Source organism: Roseomonas sp. GC11, from assembly GCF_024437745.1.
Classification (GTDB): domain Bacteria; phylum Pseudomonadota; class Alphaproteobacteria; order Acetobacterales; family Acetobacteraceae; genus Pseudoroseomonas.
On the sequence record NZ_JANFNY010000093.1, the window covers coordinates 1 to 18,248 of the forward strand.

20 protein-coding genes are annotated in these 18,248 nt (G+C 73.9%); 16 read left to right on the top strand and 4 right to left on the bottom strand.

The features are described 5' to 3' along the window. The coding region (locus NON00_RS21155) for a response regulator (protein WP_256024735.1) at nt 1-560 on the top strand (560 nt) is incomplete at its 5' end. A 13-nt stretch (nt 561-573) separates the two neighbouring features. Then, nucleotides 574-1,281: an HD-GYP domain-containing protein gene (locus NON00_RS21160; RefSeq protein WP_256024736.1), complete on the top strand. Its 708-nt coding sequence runs from the start codon at nt 574-576 to the stop codon at nt 1,279-1,281. Between the two features lie 54 nt (nt 1,282-1,335). Here the strand turns inward: NON00_RS21160 and NON00_RS21165 are convergent, their stop codons facing one another. Together NON00_RS21165 and NON00_RS21170 are read right to left on the bottom strand one after the other, a co-directional pair. Then, nucleotides 1,336-1,935 (bottom strand): class I SAM-dependent methyltransferase, encoded by a 600-nt coding sequence (locus NON00_RS21165; RefSeq protein ID WP_256024737.1) that lies wholly within the window; start codon nt 1,933-1,935, stop codon nt 1,336-1,338. Between the two features lie 99 nt (nt 1,936-2,034). Then, the gene (locus NON00_RS21170; RefSeq protein WP_256024738.1) at nt 2,035-2,364 is read right to left on the bottom strand and encodes a NepR family anti-sigma factor; all 330 of its coding nucleotides are present in this window, start codon (nt 2,362-2,364) and stop codon (nt 2,035-2,037) included. A gap of 236 nt (nt 2,365-2,600) precedes the next feature. Here NON00_RS21170 and NON00_RS21175 point away from each other — a divergent pair, with 236 nt between their 5' ends. From NON00_RS21175 to phoB, 7 genes are all read left to right on the top strand, one after another. Further along, complete coding sequence (locus tag NON00_RS21175; RefSeq protein WP_256024739.1) at nt 2,601-2,891, top strand: hypothetical protein; 291 nt, start codon at nt 2,601-2,603, stop codon at nt 2,889-2,891. Nucleotides 2,892-3,286: 395 nt separating this feature from the next. After that, nucleotides 3,287-4,336: a phosphate ABC transporter substrate-binding protein PstS gene (pstS, locus tag NON00_RS21180; protein WP_256024740.1), complete on the top strand. Its 1,050-nt coding sequence runs from the start codon at nt 3,287-3,289 to the stop codon at nt 4,334-4,336. 141 nt (nt 4,337-4,477) lie between these two features. Beyond that, nucleotides 4,478-5,467, top strand: coding sequence for a phosphate ABC transporter permease subunit PstC (pstC, locus tag NON00_RS21185; RefSeq protein WP_370688753.1), 990 nt, complete (start codon nt 4,478-4,480; stop codon nt 5,465-5,467). Between the two features lie 4 nt (nt 5,468-5,471). After that, complete coding sequence (gene pstA, locus NON00_RS21190; protein WP_256024741.1) at nt 5,472-6,383, top strand: phosphate ABC transporter permease PstA; 912 nt, start codon at nt 5,472-5,474, stop codon at nt 6,381-6,383. 7 nt (nt 6,384-6,390) lie between these two features. Beyond that, nucleotides 6,391-7,221: a phosphate ABC transporter ATP-binding protein PstB gene (pstB, locus tag NON00_RS21195; RefSeq protein WP_370688754.1), complete on the top strand. Its 831-nt coding sequence runs from the start codon at nt 6,391-6,393 to the stop codon at nt 7,219-7,221. A gap of 13 nt (nt 7,222-7,234) precedes the next feature. Next, complete coding sequence (gene phoU / locus NON00_RS21200; protein ID WP_256024743.1) at nt 7,235-7,969, top strand: phosphate signaling complex protein PhoU; 735 nt, start codon at nt 7,235-7,237, stop codon at nt 7,967-7,969. Nucleotides 7,970-7,991: 22 nt separating this feature from the next. Next, nucleotides 7,992-8,708, top strand: coding sequence for a phosphate regulon transcriptional regulator PhoB (gene phoB, locus NON00_RS21205; RefSeq protein WP_256024744.1), 717 nt, complete (start codon nt 7,992-7,994; stop codon nt 8,706-8,708). Between the two features lie 134 nt (nt 8,709-8,842). Here phoB and NON00_RS21210 read toward each other — a convergent pair whose 3' ends face one another. Continuing rightward, nucleotides 8,843-10,591: a solute carrier family 23 protein gene (locus NON00_RS21210; protein WP_256024745.1), complete on the bottom strand. Its 1,749-nt coding sequence runs from the start codon at nt 10,589-10,591 to the stop codon at nt 8,843-8,845. Nucleotides 10,592-10,682: 91 nt separating this feature from the next. Then, nucleotides 10,683-12,353 (bottom strand): Na/Pi symporter, encoded by a 1,671-nt coding sequence (locus NON00_RS21215; protein ID WP_256024746.1) that lies wholly within the window; start codon nt 12,351-12,353, stop codon nt 10,683-10,685. 228 nt (nt 12,354-12,581) lie between these two features. On the opposite strand from NON00_RS21215, the gene NON00_RS21220 reads away from it, so the two are divergent. From NON00_RS21220 to NON00_RS21255, 7 genes are all read left to right on the top strand, one after another. Next, entirely contained in the window at nt 12,582-12,995 is a 414-nt protein-coding gene (locus tag NON00_RS21220; RefSeq protein ID WP_256024747.1) for an ATP-binding protein, read from the top strand. Between the two features lie 105 nt (nt 12,996-13,100). Further along, a complete protein-coding gene (locus NON00_RS21225) occupies nt 13,101-13,424 on the top strand; it encodes an STAS domain-containing protein (protein WP_256024753.1) in 324 nt (107 codons plus the stop codon). A 107-nt stretch (nt 13,425-13,531) separates the two neighbouring features. Beyond that, nucleotides 13,532-14,353, top strand: coding sequence for a protein-glutamate O-methyltransferase CheR (locus NON00_RS21230; protein WP_256024748.1), 822 nt, complete (start codon nt 13,532-13,534; stop codon nt 14,351-14,353). A 58-nt stretch (nt 14,354-14,411) separates the two neighbouring features. After that, nucleotides 14,412-15,830 carry a chemotaxis protein CheW gene (locus tag NON00_RS21235; RefSeq protein ID WP_256024749.1) on the top strand — a complete coding sequence of 473 codons (1,419 nt, stop codon included), beginning with the start codon at nt 14,412-14,414 and terminating at the stop codon, nt 15,828-15,830. Continuing rightward, complete coding sequence (locus NON00_RS24840; protein WP_305123496.1) at nt 15,827-16,909, top strand: chemotaxis protein CheB; 1,083 nt, start codon at nt 15,827-15,829, stop codon at nt 16,907-16,909. The genes NON00_RS21235 and NON00_RS24840 overlap by 4 nt, the downstream gene beginning before the upstream one ends. Nucleotides 16,910-16,968: 59 nt before the next feature. Next, nucleotides 16,969-17,850, top strand: coding sequence for a response regulator (locus tag NON00_RS21250; RefSeq protein ID WP_256024750.1), 882 nt, complete (start codon nt 16,969-16,971; stop codon nt 17,848-17,850). 4 nt (nt 17,851-17,854) lie between these two features. Continuing rightward, nucleotides 17,855-18,248 (top strand): Hpt domain-containing protein (locus NON00_RS21255; protein ID WP_256024751.1); only part of this gene is annotated, 394 nt, incomplete at its 3' end.

Genomic DNA, 18,248 nt, shown 5'->3' on the forward strand with positions numbered 1-18,248 from the left:
GCGCCGGGCCGGGGCTGCTGGCGCTGTGGCTGCGCGACGGCGCCGGTCAGCCGCTGCCCTGGCCCGCCGCGCCGCCGCCCGCGCCACCGCCGGGCCTTGGCCTGGAACTGGTGGAGGAGGCGGGGGGCATGGTGCTGCGCCTGCCGCTCGCCCCGGCGCATCCCATGCCGGTCGCCCCGGCGCCGCTGCTGCTGGTCGATGATGATGCCCTGTTGCGCGACCACATGGCGGCGCAGCTCTCCGGGCTCGGCTACCGGGTCACGGCGGTGGCGGATGGCCCGGCGGCGCTGCGCGCGGTGGAGCAGGGCCTGCGCCCGCTGCTGTTGCTGGCCGATGTGGTGTTGCCGGGCGGGATCAGCGGGGTGGCGCTGGCGCGCGCCCTGCGGCGGCGCCTGCCGCGGCTGCGGGTGCTGCTGGTCTCCGCCTTCGCCGCCGCGGCCCCGCCCAATGGGGCGGCGGAGGAGGAATTTCCCCTGCTGGCCAAGCCCTGCACCCTGGCCGAGCTGCGGGCCCGGCTGGAGGCGCTGCGCCAGCACGACCTCGACCACAGCCCGTCCTGAGGGGAGGCCCGACATGACCCTTGCCGGGGAAGCATCCGCCGGGTTCGACGACCTGTCGCGGCAGAGCCTGCGCCTGCTCGGCGCGTTGCGGCACCACCATCCGGCGACGGCGGATCATTCCGTGCGGGTGGCGACGGTGATGCTGGCCATGTGGTCGCATCGGCCGGACGGGCTGGGCGATGCGCCGCTGGTGGTGGCGGCCGGGCTGCTGCACGACCTGGGCAAGATCTTCGTCCCGGCGGCGCTGCTCGATGCCGCGCGGCGGCTGGACGAGGCGGAGCAGCGCCTCATCCGCGCCCATCCGGTGACGGGGGCGGAGACGCTGGCGGCGCTGCGTTTCCCGGCGGAGGTGGTGGCCGTGGCACGGGAGCACCACGAACGCTGGGAGGGGGGCGGCTACCCCTCCGGCGTGCCGGCCAGCGGGCTCTGCCCGCTGGTGCGGGCCGCCTGCGTGGCCGATTCCTTCGTCGCGATGATCGAGCCCGGCCGGGCGTATCGCCGCCATCTCAGCGTGGCGGCGGCGCTGGCCGAGGTGCGGGCCTGTTCCGGCGCGCAGTTCGACCCGGATTTCGCCACGCTGCTGACCGAGGGGCTGGGCCCCGGCTTCCAGGCGGAGCTGGGCCTGGACACCGCCCCCGGCGAGCGGCGCCCCCGCGTGGCGGGGCTGTTGCCCTCCCACCTGCTGGAGCGCGCCCTGGGCCTTCCCCCCTGCCCCTGGTGAGGCGCTGTCCGGGCCGCCCTACCGGGTCTTCTGGGCCTGTTGTCCTGGGGAAATTCAGCCCTCGGCCGGCCTGTACCGCCAGATGCTGGCGGGCGGGAAGTTGCGCGGCGTCCAGGCTTCGCGCCGGGCGGACAGGCCGAGGCGGCGCCAGGGCAGGGGCGAGGTGATGCAATAGCTGTAGAGCAGGAAGCCCAGCCCCGGAGCCACGCGCCCGACGCTGCCGAGGAAGGCGCGCTGGCGTTCCAGCGGCAGCAGCACCAGGGGAATGCCACAGATGACGGCGCCGATGCGGCCCTGGATGGCGGGGGGGAGGCATTCGGCGAGGGCGAAGGCATCGCCCTGGATGACGTGGACGCCGGGCAGGGTGCGGCGGAGATGCGCGGCCATGTCGGGCACGATCTCGACGACGACGAGGCGTTCCGGCGGCACGCCCCGGTCGAGCAGGGCGCGGGAGAGCACGCCGGTGCCGGCGCCGAGTTCCAGCACGTATTCCTCCGGCCCGGCCTGCACCAGCGCGGCGATGCGGCGGCACAGGGTGGGGGAGGAGGGGACCACCGAGCCCATCTGCAGCGGGTTGGCCAGCCAGCGCCGCAGGAAGAGGGCGGCATTGGCGGAGGGGCGCCGGGGGGTGGTGGGCAGGAGGGTATCGGGCATGCCGGGATTCCGCGGTGACGCAGCGGTGGCTTTGGACCGGCGATGGCGTCACCCGCATGGCGGTTGGGTGACACTCCCGCGAAGGCGGAGCGCGGCCCTTCAGTGCAGGGACGGGCGAAGGCGGCGGAGCAGGGCCACCAGGTGGTCCGGCAGGGGTTCGCTCTCGGTGGCGCGGTAGGCCTCGCGGATCCGGCCGTCGATCCAGTCGCGCAGGCCCTCGGGCAGGGGTGTTTCCGGGGGGGCGGCTTCTGGCAGGGCGATGCCCGTGGGCGCGTCCTGGCATGGCGCCGGCCCCTGGGCCGTGTGGGCCGCAGGGGAGAGAGCGTGGGAGAGAGCGGGGGAGGCTGCCTCCCCGAGGGGCGGCGCGATCTCCTCGCCGGGGGGCGTTGGCCGGTCTCCTCCGGCGGGTGTCACGCCATTCTTCGCCATGGCAAACGGGCCTCACGCGTTCTTGCCAGAGCTTAGCCATGTCATGGCTCCGGCTCGACAGGAAAGAGGCCGGCTGTGGATGCCGCTGGCCGGTTGCGCGCGGCCAGGGCTGGGGTTGGGGCCAGGGGAGAAGCGGGGGGAGAAGCGGGGGGAGAAGAGCGGGCGCAACCTGCTGGCGGCGGGCGGGTTGCTGGGGGAGGTGGGCCGTCCTGGCCCGCCGGCCAGGGAGGACAGAGATGACCCATACCCCCACCCCGAGCATGCCGGACCCGAAATCCACCCCGCAGCCCGACCAGCACGGCACGCCGCCCGCGGGCGCCGCGCGGCGGCGGCAGGAGAAGACGCTGGACAAGGCGCTGGAGGACAGTTTCCCGGCCAGTGATCCGTCGGCCACCACCGGCCCCGGCGGCAGCACCGGCTGGGAGGAACCAGCGGCCGATGACCCAAGGCGGGATGATGTCCGGCGGGAGCAGGCCCCTGGGGAGACCTTGGGGAAGACCCTGGAGGAGACGGCCCCGCGCCCCTGAGGCCCGCCCACCGCGCCGCCCTGACTTCGTGCGGCCGGGCTTGGCCTGACTTTTTTTGCCCTGGCCTGTTCTTCCCCTGGCCTGTCTTTCCCCGGCCTGTCCCCCCCCCATGGCCGTTGCCCGGCCGCCGGAGGGGGCGCCCCCCGCCGGGCGGCGGGGGAAGGGCTGGTGGGTCAGGCTTTCCGGGCCGCGCGGCGGGGCAGGGGGCCGCCCGTCCCCGCGCCGACAGGCAGAGAATTTGTATAGACCTGTGCCTCAAAGGGCCTCTGTCATCGAAGCTTCATAATTCTGAAATAGAACAGTCGCCACCCTGTCCTAGAAGGCCCCTCGACCGAACCGGCCCCGCGGCCAGTCACACGACACAGTCACATGGCGGGGCCCAAAGACGGAGAGACATGGTGAGCAATCGGCTTCTGGCCCTGGCGGCCGGCCTTGTGGCGACGATCGGCCTTTCGATGACGGCGGGCGCCCAGCAGGCCACCATCACCGGCGCGGGCGCGAGCTTCCCCAACCCGCTCTATCAGAAGTGGGGTGAGGCGGCGAAGGCCGCCACCGGCATCCAGCTGAACTACCAGTCCGTGGGCTCGGGCGCCGGCCAGGCGCAGATCCGCAACCGCACCGTGGATTTCGGCGCCTCCGACGCCCCGATGACCGCCGAGCAGCTGCGCGAGCACAACCTCCTGCAGTTCCCGGCCACCATGGGCAGCCTCGTCGCCATCGTGAACATCCCGGGCGTCGAGACCAACAGGATGCGCCTGACGGGCGAGATCCTGGCCGAGATCTACCTGGGCAAGATCACCAAGTGGAACGATGCCCGGCTGGTCGAGATGAACCCGGGCCTCACCCTGCCGAACCTCGCCATCGCCCCGGTCTACCGCGCCGATGGCTCGGGCACGACCTTCGTGTGGGTGTCCTACCTCGCCGCCGTCTCGCCGGATTTCCAGAAGCAGGTCGGCGTCGGCACCTCGGTGAAGTGGCCGACGGGCACGGGCTCGCGCGGCAATGAGGGTGTTGCCGGCACGGTGCGCCAGGTGCGCGGCGCCATCGGCTATGTCGAGCAGGCCTATGCCGAGCAGAACCACCTCGTCACCACCCAGCTGCGCAACAAGGCCGGCAACTACGTGACGCCGACGCCGGAGGCCTTCCAGGCCGCCGCCGCCAATGCCGACTGGAGCGCGCCGAACTTCGCCGCCAGCCTGGTGGACACCCAGGGCGAGAAGTCCTGGCCGATCGTCTCCCCCACCTTCATCCTGCTGCCCAAGAACCCGCAGGACGCGACGCGGGCCCAGAACGTGCTGAAGTTCTTCGACTGGGCCTTCAGCCATGGTGACCAGGTGGCCACCCAGCTCGACTACATCCCGCTGCCGGAGGCTGTCGAGAACGCCATCCGCGCCGCCTGGGCCCAGGTGCAGGTGGACGGCAAGCCGGTCTGGCCGGCGCGCTGAGGCGCGGCTAGAAGCGGACCGCATCGCGGGCGGCGCCTCCCGAGGCCCGCCCGCTTCCGCAGGCCGGCGCGGCGGCACCGCCCGCCGCCCCCGGCCTTCCCGACCCACGGCTTTCCTTCCCTGGTTTCCCGGAGCGTGACCTTGCAGCAGGCTGCAACCCCCACCGCCGACGCGGCGCCGCCTTCCGGCCTGCCGCTCCGCCGCGGCCAGAGCTCCGGCGCGCTCGGCGACGCCATCTTCGCCGCCGCCTGCCGCGGCGCGGGCGTCTTCGTGCTCCTCCTCCTCGGCGCCATCATCCTGGAGCTGTTCCTCGGCGGGCTGCAGGCCTTCCGCGCCTTCGGCCCCGGCTTCGTCACCTCGACGGAATGGGACCCGGTGCAGGAGGTCTTCGGCGCCGGCGTCTCCATCTATGGCACCCTCATCACCGCCGTGCTGGCGCTGGTCTTCGCCGTGCCGCTCGCCTTCGGCGTCGCCTTCTACCTCACCGAGCTGGCGCCCGCCTGGCTGAAGCGCCCCGTCGGCACGGCGGTCGAGCTGCTCGCCGCGGTGCCCTCCATCATCTACGGCATGTGGGGCTTTTTCCTGATCGTCCCCTTCATGTCCCAGGTGGTGCAGCCCTTCGTCATCGACACGCTGGGCGAACTGCCGCTGCTGGGCGACCTCTTCGCCGGCCCGCCCTTCGGCACCGGCATCTTCACCGCCGCGCTGATCCTGGCGATCATGGTGCTGCCCTTCATCGCCGCCACCATGCGCGATGTCTTCGAGACGGTGCCGCCGGTCTACAAGGAAAGCGCCTACGGCCTCGGCTGCACGCAGTGGGAGGTGGTGCGCAACGTCGTGCTGCCCTACACGCGCGTCTCCGTCGTCGGCGGCATCATGCTGGGCCTCGGCCGCGCGCTGGGCGAGACGATGGCCGTCACCTTCGTCATCGGCAATGCCAACCGCATCTCCGCCAGCCTCTTCGGGCCGGGCAACACCATCGCCTCCCTCGTCGCGCTGGAATTCGGCGAGAGCGAGCTGGGCAGCCTGAAGCTCTCCGCCCTGCTGGGGCTGGGCTTCATCCTCTTCGTCATTTCCTTCATCGTGCTCGCCGCCTCGCGCCTGCTGCTGCGCCAGCGGCTGAAGGGCTGAGGCCATGAGCGCCACCACCCTGCCGCCCGCCAGCGGCCCCGCCCCCGCCGCCGCCAGCGGCCCCGCCAAGGACCTGCGCGTCGCCGCCGCCCTCGGCCGCCGCCGCCGCGCCATCGCCCTGGCGGTGAAGGCCGCCTGCTACGGGGCCACCGGCATCGGCCTCGCGCTGCTCTTCTCCATCCTGGGCACGCTGTTCTGGAACGGCTTCGCCGCGCTGGACCTCAAGGTCTTCACCGAGATGACCCGCCCGCCCGGCTCCGGCGGCGGCCTGCTGAACCCCATCATCGGCAGCCTGATCCAGACCGGCATCGGCACCGCCATCGGCACGCCCATCGGCCTGCTCGTCGGCACCTACCTGGCCGAGTATTCGAAGGCCTCGCCGCTCGCCAACGCGGTGCGCTTCGTCTCGGATATCCTGCTCTCCGCCCCCTCCATCCTGATCGGCCTCTTCGTCTATCAGGTGCTGGTGGTGCCCTTCGGCGGCTTCTCCGGCTGGGCCGGCACGGCGGCGCTCGCCGTCATCGTCATCCCCATCGTGGTGCGCACGACGGAGGACATGCTCCGCCTGCTGCCCGACACGCTGCGCGAGGCGGTGATCGGCCTCGGCGCGCCGAAGTGGAAGATGGTGACGCTGGTCTGCTGGCGTGCCGCCGCCTCGGGCATCGTCACCGGCGTGCTGCTGGCCGTCGCCCGCGTGGCCGGCGAGACGGCGCCGCTGCTCTTCACCTCCCTCGGCAACCTGAACTGGTCGCTCAGCCTCGCGGCGCCCATGTCCAGCCTGCCCGTCACCATCTTCGCCTATGCCGGCTCGCCCTATCAGGACTGGATCGCCCTCGCCTGGGCCGGCGCCCTGATCATCACGCTCGGCGTGCTCGGGCTCAACATCGCGGCGCGCAGCCTGCTGCGCCGGAAGTGAGGAACAGATGAGCGCTTCCATGACCACCGCGAACACCGAAGCCGGCCTCGGCACCATCCAGGCCCGTTCCGGCGCGGCGCTGAACCCGGCGCGGATCGCCATCCGCAACCTGGAATTCTTCTACGGGGCCAACAAGGCGCTGAAGGGCATCAACCTCGACCTGCCGGACCGGCAGGTGACGGGCATGATCGGCCCCTCCGGCTGCGGCAAGTCCACCCTGCTGCGCATCCTCAACCGGATGTACAGCCTCTATCCGGGCCAGCGCGCCACCGGCGAGGTGCTGCTGGATGGCAAGAACATCCTCGACAGTGATGTCGACATGAACGCGCTGCGCTCGCGCATCGGGATGGTGTTCCAGAAGCCCACCCCCTTCCCGATGACGATCTACGAGAACATCGCCTTCGGCATCCGCCTGCATGAGCGCCTCTCCAAGAGCCAGATGGATGAGCGCATCGAATGGGCGCTGACCCGCGCCGCCATCTGGGGCGAGGTGAAGGACCGGCTGAACAGCTCCGCCATGGGCCTCTCCGGCGGCCAGCAGCAGCGCCTCTGCATCGCCCGCACCATCGCGGTGCGGCCGGAGGTCATCCTGCTCGACGAGCCGACCTCGGCGCTGGACCCGATCTCGACGCTGAAGATCGAGGAGCTGATCGACGAGCTGAAGCAGGACTTCACCATCGCCATCGTCACGCACAACATGCAGCAGGCGGCGCGCTGCGCGGATCAGGTGGCCTTCTTCTACCTCGGTGAACTCATCGAGGTGGCGCCGGCGGAGGAGATGTTCACCGCGCCCAAGCAGAAGAAGACCCAGGAATACATCACCGGCCGCTTCGGCTGACGAGGACCCTCTCATGCAGACCGAAGCCCCCGAGCAGCAGAGCGAGCATATCGTGCGGTCCTACGAAGAACAGCTGAAGCGCCTGCGCGAGATGGTGGCCCGCATGGGCGGCCTCGCCGAGCGCCAGGTGGCCGATGCCGCCACCGCCCTCATCCGCCGCGACACCGAGCTGGCCACCGAGGTGGTCGGCCGTGACGGCGAGATCGACGCGCTGGAGACGGAGATCGAGAATTTCTGTGTCCGCCTGCTGGCGCTGCGCCAGCCGATGGCCGCCGATCTCCGCCTCATCGTCGCGGCCATGAAGGTCTCGACCGATATCGAGCGCATCGGCGACTATGCCCGCAACGCGGCCAAGCGCGCCATCGTCGTCTCCCAGCAGCCGCAGCTCGGTAGCCTGAACGGCTTCCAGTGGATGGCCAAGCTGGTGCAGGAAAACCTGAAGGACGCGATCGACGCCCTCGTCAGGGAAGACGCCGCCGCGGCCGAGCGCGTCTGGGGCGCCGATGCGCCGGTGGACGACATCTACAACGGCATCTTCCGCGAGATGCTGACCCATATGATGGAAGACCCGCGCAACATCACCGCGGCCACCCATCTGCTCTTCATTGCCAAGAATTTCGAGCGCATCGGCGACCACGCGACGAATATCGCGGAAATCGTGCACTACGCCGTGCTGGGCCACGCGCTCCCCGAGGACAGGCCGAAATCCGATGCTTCCGCCTACACCGTCGTCCGCCCGCCCGTCTGAGCGCGGCAGGAGAACCCCCGGCATGGCCGAGCCGCATTCCGGCATGGCCCGCCCGACCATCCTGGTGGTCGAGGACGAGGCGCCGCTGCTGACCCTGCTGCGCTACAACCTGGAGAAGCAGGGCTTCCGCGTGGACGAGGCCGCCGATGGCCAGGAGGCACTGATGCGCGTGGCCGAGGCGCCGCCCGACCTCGTCCTGCTGGACTGGATGCTGCCGGCCCTCTCCGGGCTGGAAGTCTGCCGCCAGCTGCGCCGCCGCCCCGAGACGCGCGAGCTGCCCATCATCATGGTCACCGCGCGGACGGAGGACCAGGACGCCGTCCGCGCCCTCGATACCGGCGCGGATGACTATATCGCCAAGCCCTATGTGATGGATGCGCTGATGGCGCGCATCCGCGCCCTGCTGCGCCGCTCCGGCGGCGTCGCCACCAAGGGCACGCTGGCCTGGCAGGATGTGACCATGGACCAGGATGCCCACCGCGTCTCCCGCGCCGGGCGCCCGCTCCATCTCGGGCCGACGGAATACCGCCTGCTCGAATTCTTCCTCCAGCATCCGGGCCGCGTCTTCTCGCGCGAGCAGTTGCTGGACGCCGTCTGGGGCCGTGACATCCATGTTGAGCCGCGCACCGTGGATGTGCATATCCGCCGCCTGCGCAAGGCGGTGAATGGCGAGGGCGAGGTGGACATCATCCGCACCGTCCGCAGCGCGGGCTATGCGCTGGACCTGGAGCATGTCTGAGCAAGACGTTCTTTTTTGAAAAAAAAGAACCAAAAAACTTTTTTCAGTTGGCGTCCCGCCTCGGGCCTGAGGCGGGACGTCAAACTGAAAGAGTCTTTTTGCTTCTTTTTCTTCAGAAAAAGAAGGTTCTCTGTTTAATCCAAAAACTCCAGCCGGATTTCTCCTCCCTCCGGCAGGGCGCGCCGGCTGAAGCCGCTGGCCTCGCGCGTGGCGAGCCAGAGGGCGAAGGCTTCCCGTGCCTCCTGCGGCCCTTCCAGGTCGGCGGCTTCCGGGCGTGGCGTGGGGGCGGGCAGGGGGCGGCCGCCATGGCGCAGGGTCAGCGTCACCCGGTCCTCGGCGAAGCGGGCTTCCGCCATCAGGCTGCGCTCGCCGCGGTCGGCCAGCAATTCGCCGAGTTCGAGCAGCGCATGGGCCATGCGGTCCATGGTGCCGCGCCGCGTGCCCCAGGCGCCGCCCAGGGCCACGGCGTGGTCTTCCACGCGGGCGGGCAGGCGGGCATCCAGCGGCAGCTCGAAGCGCGCCTGCCGGGTGACGAAGGGCAGGGTCAGCAGGTTCAGGGTGAAGGCCACCAGCGCCCCGGCGGTGACGGGGCTTTGCAGCGCGCGGGGCAGGATCTGCTCCGCCAGGGCGGGGGCGATCACCACGCCCAGCCCGGCGCAGAGGCCCAGCCCGGCGACGAAGGTGCGCCGCGCATCCAGCATCCGCGCCGTGACGAGCTGGCACCCCGCCGCCATCATGAAGCAGCAGACATAGCCGAGCAGCGCCGCCTTCACCGGGTCCGGCACCAGCACGAAGAGGCCGACGATGCGTGGCGAGCAGGAGAGCGCCAGCAGCAGCAGCGCCCCCGCCACCGTGACCATGCGCGCCAGGCTGCGGGAGGCGATGGCCAGCCCGACGCAGGCGGAGGAGGTGCCGGGCGCCATCCCTCCCAGCAGCCCCGCCAGGGTGACGGCGCCGAAGCCGGCCAGGATGCCGCGCCGCAGCGGTGGCTCGTCCGGGCGCTTCCAACTGCCATCGGCGGCGCGCTGGAAGGCCACGAGGTCACCGAGCCAGGAGGCGATGGAGGCACAGGCCGCCGCCAGCGCCGCCGGCAGCAGGGCCCAGTCGAAGCCCGAGACATCCGGCCATTGCGGCCGGGGCAGTTCCAGCCAGGGCAGCCCGGCCAGGGTGCCCTGCGCCCCCGGCGGCGTCAGCCCGAGCGCCGCCGCCACCGCCAGCGCCACCCCGGCGCCGATCAGCGCGCCGAAGCGGGCGAAGCGGGTGCGGCTGAGCGCCACCAGGATCATCAGCGCCAGCCCGCCCAGCGCCACGGCGGCGGAAAGGCCCTGCTGCGCCGGGTCCAGGCCCTCCGGCCGGGCTGACGCCAGGGCGCGGGGCAGCAGGCTGACGCCGATCAGGAAGACGACGACGCCCGCCACCTCGGTGGGCACCAGCCGGCTGAGCCGGGGCAGCAGCAGCGCCACGGCCATGCCCGCCAGCCCCGCCACCATGACCAGGGCCGAAGCCTGGGGCAGCGCCACCTGCTGCGCCGCCAGGGCATAGACGGCGACGAAGACGGGGGAGGGGATGGAGGGCAGGGCATAGCCCGAGCCGAGCGGCCCGCGCCGCGCCACCTGCAGCAGCCCGGCCAGCCCCAGCACCAGCAGGGAGAGGCAGAGGAAGCGCGTGGCCGCCAGCGCCCCCTCGCCGAAGGCCGTGGCCACCACCCCCGGCAGCAGGAAATAGATGGACTGAATGGCCAGCTGTTGCAGCGCCAGCGCCGCCGTGTCGCCCGCGGGCGGCACGTCGCCGGGGGCGTGGACCATATCCGGGGGGCGGTCCATCGGCTTGTCGCGCCGCCGGTCCATCCCGTCGCGCAGGGCATGCCAGAAGCCCGCGCGCATCACGCTGCGTTCCGCAAAAACAGATCCTTCGTCTCAACCCGTGAGCCCTTGCGGCCAAGCTAGCGGGCGGGCGGGGAGGGCGGAAGCGCCCTCAGGAGGGATGCAGGCTGAAAGCGGGGCCTGGGGGGCGCTCAGCCCCCCAGCCTTCCCGCTGCGGGCTTTCCGCCGGGGAAGGCTCCATCAGCAGCGCCTGCCGCCGGATCAGCCACACCGCGCGCTCGAACAGCGCCGTGGCGCGGAACAACAGCTCGTGACCGCCCGGCGCCATCGCCCCCTCCATCCGCGCCACGCGGCGGCGCAGCCGGTCCATCATCTCCGAGCGGTCGGCGGAGAGGGCGCGCAGCAGGGCCAGATCCTCCGCCTCCCGCCGCCCGCTGGCCTCGTCCAGCTGCTGGAGCAGCAGGTGGAGCGCCTCGGCCATGGCGCGCAGCGGCCCGGCCACGGGGTCCGCCGCGCCCCGGGCCCGGGTTTCCTCCAGCGCCGTGGCGAATTCGCCCACCGTCTCGCGCAGCGCGGCCAGGAGGTCGTTTCGGCTCTCCAGCGCCACCACCTGGAGCAGCGAATCCGGGCCGGGGTCGCGCGTCAGCAGTTCGGCCAGGAAATGGCGCACCGCCTGTTCGACGCTGGCGGCGGCGGCCAGGCGCTGGGCGCGGGGCGCCTCCTCCGGCACCGGCTCCAGCAGCGGCGCCAGCAGCCCGGGCAGGCGCGCGGCCAGGGCTGCCTGCTCGCGCTCCACCAGCTCCAGCGCCGTGGGGGCGTGGTCCAGCGCCTGGTCGTAGAGGAAGCGCGGGCGGCCGAGCGCCTCCGCCGCGCCGGGCGGGGAGAGGCGGCGCAGCAGCGCCATGGCCGGCCCGCCGAGGGGCGCCAGGGCCAGCGCCGTGACCAGCTGGAACAGCAGGAACAGCCAGCCGATGCGCTCCGGCAGGGCGGTGGCCAGCCTGCCGGTGGCCGCCAGCACCAGCGGCACGCCCTGCTGCTCCACCCAGAACAGCAGCAGGAAGAGCAGCGTCCCCGCCGCCTTGAACAGCATCTGGTAGAGCGCGAGCTGCCGGGCCGAGCCGCGCAGATTGCCCGAGAGCAGCAGCACCGACAGCCCCGAGCCGAGCGAGGCGCCATAGACCACCATCGCCGTCTGCTCGAGGCCGAGCAGCCCGAGCCCGGCCAGGGTGATGGCCAGGATGGTGACGGTGGAGGAGGATTGCGCCACCACCGTCACCAGCGTGCCGATGAGGAAGGGCGGCAGCAGGGCGCCGCCGGCGGCGGCCAGCAGATCGCGTACCGCCGGCAGGTCGCGCATTGGCGCGGCGCCGGCCTTCACCGTGGCGAGGCCGAGGAAGAGCAGGCCAAGCCCGGCCAGCGCGCCGAGCACCGGCTTCAGCCGCCCACCCGCATCCAGCCCGAAATAGGTGGCGAAGCCCACGGCGCCGAAGAGCCAGAGCACCGCCAGCCGCAGGTCGATGGTGGCCAGCAGCACCAGCCCGGCGGTGCCGGCATTGCACCAGGCCAGCGCCGGCAGGGCGCGCGCCAGCGGCAGCAGCCCGACGGTGTGCAGGCTGGTGGCGATGAAGGTGACGGCGTTGGAGGATTGCGTCAGCGCGCCGAGCAGCAGCCCCATCAGGGCCGCGCGCGGGGCGCCGCGCGTGGCATGGGCCATGAGGGCGCGCATGCGGCGCCCGCCCATGGCCTGGAGCCCGGCGCCCACCCCCTTCACGCCGAGGAAAAACAGGCCGAGGCCACCGAAAATGCCGGCGAGACTGTCCATCGCCTCAGTCCCGCTCCGCATGCAGCCGTTTGCACGGCATGGCCCGCCTCCGCCCCGGCGCCCCGGGTTCTGTCATGAAAATGTCACAAGGCGCTGTTTTTAACGCAAAATTTCTACAGATGATGGATGGCGTGGGGTTGCAGCCACGTCAAGCGGCCCTCTGCCGCCTGACAAGCGCGGCGCGGGGCGGTAACCTGCCGCGAGTCGAAGTGAGGGAAGCCGCCCTGCATGGCCCAAAGCACGGACCTGGCGCTGCGCCTGCGGCCTGAGGCTGAGGCCGTTCCGGAACTGCTGGACCGGCTGGAAGCCTTCGCCGAGGGCGCCGACCTGCCCGCGGGCGTGGCGCATCGCCTGGCGCTGGTGGCGGAGGAGCTGGTGGCCAATGTGGCCATGCACGCCACCGGTGCCAGCTTCGTCGAGATTCGCCTGAGCCTGGAGGGCGGGCAGCTCTACCTCGGCATCATCGATGACGGCCCGGCCTTCGACCCGCTGGAGGGCACCGAGCCCGACACCGAGGCAACGCTGGAGGAGCGCGAGATCGGCGGCCTGGGCATTCATTTTGTCCGGCGCATGGTGCGCGCCCTGGACTACCGGCGTGAGGGTGGCCGCAACTGCCTGACGGCGGTGCTGGACGCGGGCTGAGAGCGGCGTCACCTTAAGGCACCGAGGGGGGCCATGCGGGCGGGTATCGCCCGGCATCGCCCCCGGCGGCCACCGCGCCGCGACGCGAAGAGGAGCGTGACGAACATGCAGATCGCCGAGATCAAGTCCGGGGGCGTGACGGTTGCCGCCTTTGAGGGGCGGCTCGACACCGCCACGGCGGCGGCGGCCGAGGCCAGGCTGCTGGCGCTGCTGGAGGAGGGCGGCGTGGTCGCCGATCTGGAGGCGGTGCGCTACGTCTCCTCCGCCGGGCTGCGCGTGCTGCTGAAGGCGGCCAAGCAGGCCAAGACGGCCGGGCGCGGCTTCAGCGTCTGCGGCCTGCAGCCGGCGGTGCGCGAGGTCTTCGAGATTTCCGGCTTCGACAAAATCATCCCGGCCTACGCCACCCGCGCCGAGGCGCTGGCCGTCTGACCCGGCCGGGCGCCGGCGGGAACGTGGGCGGTGGGGGCGGGCCTGTCTCCCCCTCCGCTGCCGCTCCCTCCCCCTCCGCCCCGGCCGATTCCCCGGAGCCCGCGGGCATGGAGCGCACCGGGATGGACCCCGCCAGGGCTGAGTCTGGTGCAGGTGCAGACGCTGGGACTGAGGCGGAAGCCCTGGCCGCCGCCGGCCTGTGCCGCTTCGCCGGCATGGCCTGGAGCGAGGTACTCCAGGGCCGCTTGCGCCGCGCCGCGCCCCTGCTGGCCGGGGCGGGGGCGGCGCTGCGGGCCGCGCCCCGGCTGGAGGATCCCTTCTGGTCCGCCCTGATCGACGCGGTGACGGTGCAGGAGACGCGCCTCTTCCGCGCCGCGCCGCAATTGCTGGCGCTGCCGGCGCTGGTCTTTCCGGCGCTGCGCGCGCGGGGCGGGCCGCTGCGCCTGCTCTCCGCCGGCTGCGCCACGGGGGAGGAGCCGTGGAGTCTCGCCGTGCTGGCGGCGGCGGAGGGGCTGGCGGCCTCGGTCACCGGCTTCGACCTGTGCCGCCCGGCGCTGGAGCGCGCCGCCACCGGCCTGTTCGACCCTGGCCCGCCTGACCCGCTGCGCGAGGTGCCGCCGGCCTATCATGGTTTTTTCCGGCCCGGCCCCGCCGGGCTGCGCGCCCGGCCCGGGCCGGCGGTGGAGGTGGCCGTGGCCCGCGCCAACCTGCTCGACCTGCCGCCCGCCGCCGCGCCTTTCGACGTGATCCTGTGCCGCAACGTGCTGATCTACCTGACGGAGGAGGCCCGGGCCGCGGTGCTGGCCGGGCTTTGCGCGCGGCTCGCGCCGGGGGGGGCGCTGCTGCTCGGTGCCACCGACCGGCCGCCGCCCGGCCTCGGCCTGCGGCTCTGGTCGGAGGCGCATCCGGCGCTGTGGCGGCTGTCATGAGCGCCGTGGGCATGAGCGCCGTGGGCATGAGCGCCGTGGGCATGAGGGAGCCCTGGGCATGAGCGGCCTGGCCCTGCTGGCGGGCGGCCGCCCCTGGCGCCTGCCCGAGGGGGTGGCGCCCCTGCCGCCCCAGGCGCCGCGCCCCTTGCCACGTCTGGGCGAGGCGCCGCCGGGCCTGCTCGGCCTCGTGCTGCTGGAGGGGCAGGCGGTGCCGGTGCTGGCGCCGGGAGGGGCGCCCGGCCCGGTCTGGCTGGCCTGCCACGGCCCCGCCGGGCGCCTCGTGCTGACGGGCGAGGCGCTGCTGGACCCCGCCCCGCCCGGTGCTCTGCCGCTGCCCTGGCCGCTGGCGGGGGAGGAGGCCGCGCCCGCCTCCTTCCCCGGCCTTGCCGCCGCCCCGTCTCTCGCCCCGCCCCCGGCCGCCCCGCGCCCCGCCGCCGCGCCGCGGCCACGGCCGGAGGTGCTGGCGCTGGGCCTGGGCGAGGCCTGGATGGCGGTGCCGCTGGCGCTGCTGGCCCGCGTGGTGCCCGCCCCGGCGCTGGAGCCGGTGCCGGGGCGCCCGCGCGGCGCGCTCGGCCTGGGGCTGGCCAGCGGGCTCGGCCCCGCCGGGGAAGTGCCGGTGCCGGTGCTGGACCCGCGCTGGCTCGACCCCACCCTGCCGGAGACGGCTGCCCCCCCGCTGCTGGCGGTGCTGGCGGTGGAGGGGCGGCTCTGTGCCCTGCCCTGTGACCGCGCCGTGCCGGTGATAGCCACGCCCGACGGGGTCACGCCCGGCGGGGTCACGCCCGACGGGGCCACGCCCAACAACGGGGCCATGCCTGACGGGGCCGCGCCCCCGGGCCTGCTGGAGGCCGCCCTGGCCAAGCCGGAGGCGGCGGCGCTGCGCGCCCTCTGCCCACCCTGGCAGCCGCGCCCGCCGCGCCGGGCGGAGCCGCTCCGCCCGCTGCTGCTGGCACGCGCCGGGGCCCTGCTCTTCGCCCTGCCGGTCGAGGAGGTGGCGGCCGTGGTGCCGCCCCAGCGCCCCGCCCCGGTGCCCGGCCAGGAGGAGGCGCGGGAGGAAGGGCCGGCCTGCGCCCTGGCCCCGCTGGCCGAGGGGATGGCGGGTGGGCTGGCGGGGGGCGGGGTGCGCGGCGTCGTCTCCCATCGCGGCGATGTGCTGCCGGTGCGCGACGCCGGGGAGGCGCTCGGCATCGCCCCGGTGCTGGCCGGGCCGGAGGCGGCGGAGGGCCTGCCCCTGCTGCGCCTGGCCGGGCCGGCGCCGGTGGCGCTGGCGGTCAGCGCCGTGCTCGGCCTGCGCCATGTGCCGGAGGCCGCCATCACCGCCCTGCCGCCCGCGGAAGGGGCCGGCGGGGGGGAGGGGCTGGTGGCGGCGCTGGCCGGCTTCCAGGGCCGCCCCCTGCCGGTCTGCCGCGCCGCGTGGCTGGCCGGGCGCGCCACCCCGGCGCGCCCGGCGAAGGAGGGGGCGGAGGGGGGGGCATGATCCGCGTCCTGGTGGTCGACGACAGTGGCTTCATGCGCATGGCCCTCAAGCGCATCATCGAGGCGGAGGGCGACCTCAAGGTGGTGGGCGAGGCCGCCAATGGCAGCGCCGCCCTGGAGCTGGCTGCCAAGCTGCGCCCCGATGTGGTGGCGCTGGACCTGGAGATGCCGGGGCTGGATGGCCTCGCCGTCACCGAGCGGCTGATGGCCCTGCCGCTGCCCCCCGCCGTGGTGATGGTCAGCCACCACACGCGGGAGGGTTCGGAGGCGGCGCTGGCCGCCCTGGCGCGCGGGGCGGCGGATTACCTGTGGAAGGGCTCCGCCCTGTCCGGGCTGGATCTCGGGCAGATCGACCGTGAGCTGCGCGGCCGGCTGCGCCACTGGGCGGCGCAGCGCGCCCGCGCCCTGCTGCCCGAGGGCCATGGCCGTGCCGCCCCGCCGCTGCCGCCGCCCGGCCCGGATCTGCCGCCGCCGCCGCGCCGCGCCGGGCGCTGCGATGTGGTGGTGCTCGGTGCCTCCACCGGCGGGCCGGACGCGGTGGCCGAGTTCCTGCTGGCCAGCGGGCCGCTGCCGCTGCCCTGCCTCGTCGCCCAGCACATGCCGGCGGAGCTGGGGCCGGAGCTGGTGCGCCATCTCGCCGCCCGCACCGGCCTCGCCGTGCGGCTCGGCGAACGCGGCCTGCACCCGGCGCCGGGCGAGGTGGTGGTGCTGCCCGGCGGCACGGATGGCCACCTGGCCCGCGCCGCCGATGGCGGCTTCCTGCTGCGGCTGGCGGTGGGGCCGGGGCCGGTGCATCCCTCGGTGGACCTGCTCTTCCACTCCGCCGCGCTGGTGGCGCAGCGGGCGCTGGCGGTGGTGCTGACCGGCATGGGCCGCGATGGCGCCGCCGGGGCCGCCGCCCTGGCGCTGCGCGGCGCCGTGCTGCTGGCGCAGTCGGCGGCGAGCTGCGTGGTGGCCGGCATGCCGGTCGCCGCCGCCGAGGCCGCCCGCGCCACCGGCGCCGTGGTGGAGGAGGGCGACCCCGCCGCGCTGGGCCGCCGCGCCGCCGCGCTGCTGGCCCCCGCCATGCTGCGCCTGTAAGAATTGGCGGCCACGGGGAGGGTGCCCGGCATGCGGGAAGAGGGGCAGGAAAGGGGACCATGAGCGCGTCGCTGGACCCGGAATTGCTGGAGGCCTTCCTGCCGGAATGGCGGCAGGGCTGCGCCGCGCTGGCCGCCCTCGCCGCGCCAGATGGCGTTGGGCCAGAGGGCGTTGCGCCGGAGGGCGTTGCGCCGGGGTCTTCTTTTCCCTCTGGCCCCGCCGCCGCGGGCCGGGTGCTGGACCAGCTGCGCGGCATGGCCGCCGCCTTCGGCATCGCCTCGCTGCTCGCCCTGCTGGAGGAGGCGCCGCCGCTGCTGGAGCAGCCCGGGCTGCCGGGCCTGCCCGGCCTCGCCGCCGCCCTGGCGGCCCAGGCGGAGGCGATCGGCGCTGCCGGCATGGACCTGCCCCTCTCCGCCCCCCCCACGCCCGAGGCCGCCCCCGAGGCTGGTGCTGGTGTGGGCGCTGGGGTGGGCATGGGGGCGGGCACTGGTGTTGGCGCGCATGTCTGCGAGGCCGCGCCGCCGCGCCGCGTGCTGGTGGTGGATGACAGCGCCATGATGCGCCGCCTGGTGCGCGAGACCCTGTCCGGCGATCCCGCCTTCCAGGTGGTGGGCGAGGCCGCCGATGGCCGCGCCGCGCTGGAGGCCATCGCCGCCCTGCACCCGGACCTGACCATGCTGGACATCGAGATGCCGCTGCTGGATGGAATCGGCGTGCTGCGGGCCTGGGCGCTCTCCGGCCATGGGGCGGTGGTGGTGGTCTCCTCCGCCGCGCGGCCGGGCTCGGAACTGGCGCTGCGGGCGCGGCGGCTGGGGGCGGCGGCGGTGGTGGGCAAGCCCTCCGGCGCCTTCAGCCCCGATCTGCGGGACCGCAACGGCGCCGCCATCCTGCGCGCCGCCCGCCGCGCCGCCGGCCTGCCCGCCCTCTCCGCCGGAGCCTGACGCCATGCTGGACGAGGATGACGACCTCTGGGCCGAATTCGCCGCCGAGACGGGCGAGCATCTCGACACCATCGAGGCCCTGCTGAATGCCGGCCCGCCGCTGCGCGGGGAGCAGGTGAACACCCTCTTCCGCGCCTTCCACAGCCTGAAGGGCATGAGCGACGCCCTGGGCGCGCCGGGCATGAAGACCGTGGCCCATGCCGCCGAGGATGTGCTGGGCCTGGCGCGGGGCGGCCGGCTGGCGGTGGATGCGGCGGTGGCCGCCACGCTGCTCGCCACGGTCGATGCGCTGCGCCGCCAGCGCGCCGGCGTGCTCGCCACCCATCGCGACGCCCCGGCCGAGCCGGCCCTGCTGGCGCAGCTTCAGGCGCTCTCCGGGGGGGTGCCCATGCCCGCCC

Coding starts and splice junctions, on each gene's coding strand:
- NON00_RS21160 (WP_256024736.1), top strand. CDS start 574: ATGACCCTTGCCGGGGAAGCATCCGCCGGGTTCGACGACCTGTCGCGG.
- phoB (WP_256024744.1), top strand. CDS start 7,992: ATGGCCGAGCCGCATTCCGGCATGGCCCGCCCGACCATCCTGGTGGTC.
- pstA (WP_256024741.1), top strand. CDS start 5,472: ATGAGCGCCACCACCCTGCCGCCCGCCAGCGGCCCCGCCCCCGCCGCC.
- pstB (WP_370688754.1), top strand. CDS start 6,391: ATGAGCGCTTCCATGACCACCGCGAACACCGAAGCCGGCCTCGGCACC.
- NON00_RS21210 (WP_256024745.1), bottom strand. CDS start 10,591: ATGCGCGCGGGCTTCTGGCATGCCCTGCGCGACGGGATGGACCGGCGG.
- NON00_RS21165 (WP_256024737.1), bottom strand. CDS start 1,935: ATGCCCGATACCCTCCTGCCCACCACCCCCCGGCGCCCCTCCGCCAAT.
- NON00_RS21170 (WP_256024738.1), bottom strand. CDS start 2,364: ATGGCGAAGAATGGCGTGACACCCGCCGGAGGAGACCGGCCAACGCCC.
- NON00_RS21175 (WP_256024739.1), top strand. CDS start 2,601: ATGACCCATACCCCCACCCCGAGCATGCCGGACCCGAAATCCACCCCG.
- pstS (WP_256024740.1), top strand. CDS start 3,287: ATGGTGAGCAATCGGCTTCTGGCCCTGGCGGCCGGCCTTGTGGCGACG.
- NON00_RS21220 (WP_256024747.1), top strand. CDS start 12,582: ATGGCCCAAAGCACGGACCTGGCGCTGCGCCTGCGGCCTGAGGCTGAG.
- NON00_RS21225 (WP_256024753.1), top strand. CDS start 13,101: ATGCAGATCGCCGAGATCAAGTCCGGGGGCGTGACGGTTGCCGCCTTT.
- NON00_RS21215 (WP_256024746.1), bottom strand. CDS start 12,353: ATGGACAGTCTCGCCGGCATTTTCGGTGGCCTCGGCCTGTTTTTCCTC.
- NON00_RS21230 (WP_256024748.1), top strand. CDS start 13,532: ATGGAGCGCACCGGGATGGACCCCGCCAGGGCTGAGTCTGGTGCAGGT.
- NON00_RS21250 (WP_256024750.1), top strand. CDS start 16,969: ATGAGCGCGTCGCTGGACCCGGAATTGCTGGAGGCCTTCCTGCCGGAA.
- NON00_RS24840 (WP_305123496.1), top strand. CDS start 15,827: ATGATCCGCGTCCTGGTGGTCGACGACAGTGGCTTCATGCGCATGGCC.
- NON00_RS21235 (WP_256024749.1), top strand. CDS start 14,412: ATGAGCGGCCTGGCCCTGCTGGCGGGCGGCCGCCCCTGGCGCCTGCCC.
- phoU (WP_256024743.1), top strand. CDS start 7,235: ATGCAGACCGAAGCCCCCGAGCAGCAGAGCGAGCATATCGTGCGGTCC.